The sequence below is a fragment of the Nonomuraea sp. NPDC049784 genome, from assembly GCF_040659615.1.
GTDB lineage: Bacteria > Actinomycetota > Actinomycetes > Streptosporangiales > Streptosporangiaceae > Nonomuraea.
Genome location: NZ_JBFAMX010001030.1, coordinates 1 through 2,262, shown reverse-complemented (window position 1 = coordinate 2,262; position 2,262 = coordinate 1). Strand labels below are relative to the sequence as shown.

At 66.8% G+C, this 2,262-nt stretch carries 2 protein-coding genes; both read left to right on the top strand.

The window, feature by feature from the left end:
- Nucleotides 1–146: 146 nt before the first annotated feature.
- Complete coding sequence (locus tag AB0J09_RS62780) at nt 147–323, top strand: hypothetical protein (RefSeq protein WP_360713773.1); 177 nt, start codon at nt 147–149, stop codon at nt 321–323.
- Nucleotides 324–1,244: 921 nt separating this feature from the next.
- On the top strand, nt 1,245–1,541 hold the full coding sequence (locus AB0J09_RS62775; RefSeq protein WP_360713771.1) for a hypothetical protein: 297 nt from the start codon (nt 1,245–1,247) through the stop codon (nt 1,539–1,541).
- Nucleotides 1,542–2,262: the final 721 nt, after the last annotated feature.

The following is a 2,262-nucleotide window of genomic DNA, read 5'->3' as shown; positions in this document are numbered from 1 at the left end:
TGGGAGAATCGCACTTACGAGGTGTCCTTTGGAACCGGCGGTTGGAAGCGTGAAGAACTCCCATCCTCCCAGCTCAAGGGGCACCTCACTTGATTTCCTGGCCCTCGCTTCCAGATTCACGTCGTGGATTCAGGCTAAGCGACGCGATGAGGAAAGCCGACCGGAAGGAAGAAAAGGTAGCGGAGGAGCGGTGGGCCGCTATCAACGCTCTTATGGGCGCGGTCGGCAAGGCGGAGAAAGAAGGACGTTCCACGGACGCGGCGCTACTTCGCACGCTGGCAGAGGACATCATAAAGGGGCACCTGCCGCCGCCGGCGAAGTAACCTGCCGATTTCCTGGGCCAGGGCCGAGCCCTCCGGCGAAAGCAACCGGAGGTTGCCCGGCCTCACCCTGCGAGCTGCTCGGCGGACAAGGTGAGGATCGTGGCCGCCTGCCACTGGTGCGTGTTCGTGTTCTCAGTCATGGGCACCATCCTGGCCACCGGCAAGGGCTTAACGTCTCCCTCTCGATGGCCTAGGGATCACAAGCCCGGGGCGGCCTTACGGCGGCACCGGGCAACAGCGCGGGCAGGACAGCGTGAGCCGGGCCCAGAAGACCTCAGGACGCGCCTCAGGGGAGGTACTGCGGTCCCCCGGACGGGTGGATTTCCTTCACCACCGCCTGACCGGGAATCGAGCGGGAGCGCGCCTCACTCTCAACGGGCGCCACCGGGATACGGCAGATTCGGGCGTCCGAGCCTCGAACCTGCGGTGTTGCAAGGCCATCCGCTCACTGTTCAGAAACGTGTACGTTCTCGGACGGCGAGCTCACCTGTGCGAACGCCGTCCGAAAACCTGTGTCCGAGATGTCCCTGCCGCTCGGCGGCCCATGCCAGCCGTATTCCGGTGGCACCCCAACAGTGTCCGATGCCGATCTCATCGAGATATCCGTCGCGGTAAGGCGCGACGAGAGTCTCGAAACCGCAGAACGGGCACTCCTCGATAGTGGTGATATCCGGGTCACCGGGTGACGGGGCGAACTGGTCGGCCAACTCGCTGGTGTCGGCACACCGCATCTGCCTGATCCTCTCCCAGGGCCTCAAGGCAGCGCGCAGCGCTACTCTACTGTGAGAGGTCGGGCACCCGAGGGAGTGGGCTCCAGCGCCAAGAGATCCACCGGTTCGGGCGCTGGCGGTGTGTCAGCCAGCATGGCCAAGGAGCAGCAGAGGAGCGGGCAACCGCATAACTCGGACGTCAATCCCGGTGATGCGCCGCTACGTTGTGCATTTGCAGACCGCAGCAGGGCCGCTGGAGGCCGCGTTGATCACTGCCGCGTTTCACGATGGCCGTCCTCGCACCATCTCCGATCTGATCCTTGCCGTATATCCCGCCAAGTGCGTGGACCCCCAGCTTCTTGACGTGATCGACGCGTACGTGACTGCTGCGGTCCACGCCATGATCGCTGCCGGGCACCTCGTGGAAGTGGTCGTTGACGAGCCCGATGGCAGTGGGGGCGACGTGTGGGTCGGGTTGCCGTCGACCAGCAAGGCATGTCCCTGCTAGGTACAGCATGTGGCCGGTACGGCCAGAGCCGGCTGCGGCTCGGGTTCCCTGTTCTCCGCGGCTCGACGCCCGTCAGCGGCCCGGGGCACCGGCGACGGGCGCGCAGGCCCAGCACCACGGCCGGGGGCTGGGTCCGGTAGTCGTTGAACAGCGGCATGTCGGACTCTGCCCGCTCGGTGCAGCGACTGCGCAGCAGGCCGGTGCCGTGGTCGAGGAACACCTCGGCCTCGTCCGCCGCACACCGCGCATCTCTCGCACTGCCACCAGGTGAGCAGCGTCCGCGCCTCGTGCTCGGGCAGCTTTGCGATGGCCCGGAGGTAGGCGTCGGTGACCGGCCACGACCAGCAGGCGGGTTCGGCTTGCTGGTCACGGGGCATCCGGGCTGCCCCCCTTCTGGGCGCAGATGTGCGCCACAGCGTCGCTGATGGGTGCAGTTCGGCGACCAGACTGGCCGACAGCGCCGCCAGTAGCCTTCGGTGGTGCCGGCTCACGAGTGAGCGCCCATCAGTCGGCCAGGTCGGCGCTGGCGACCACCGGGCGGTGTCCGGCGCCGTTGGCGTTCATGCGAACCAGGCTCACTCCACGGTGCAACCGTCCAGGACGATCGGCTGTCGGCGGATGGTCCGGTAGTTGGTGTGGTCGACCTGGCCGCCGGTCTCGTCCCGCATGCGGGCCATGGCGGCAGGGTCGGGTCGGTGCCGTCGTCGGCGAGGTACGGCTT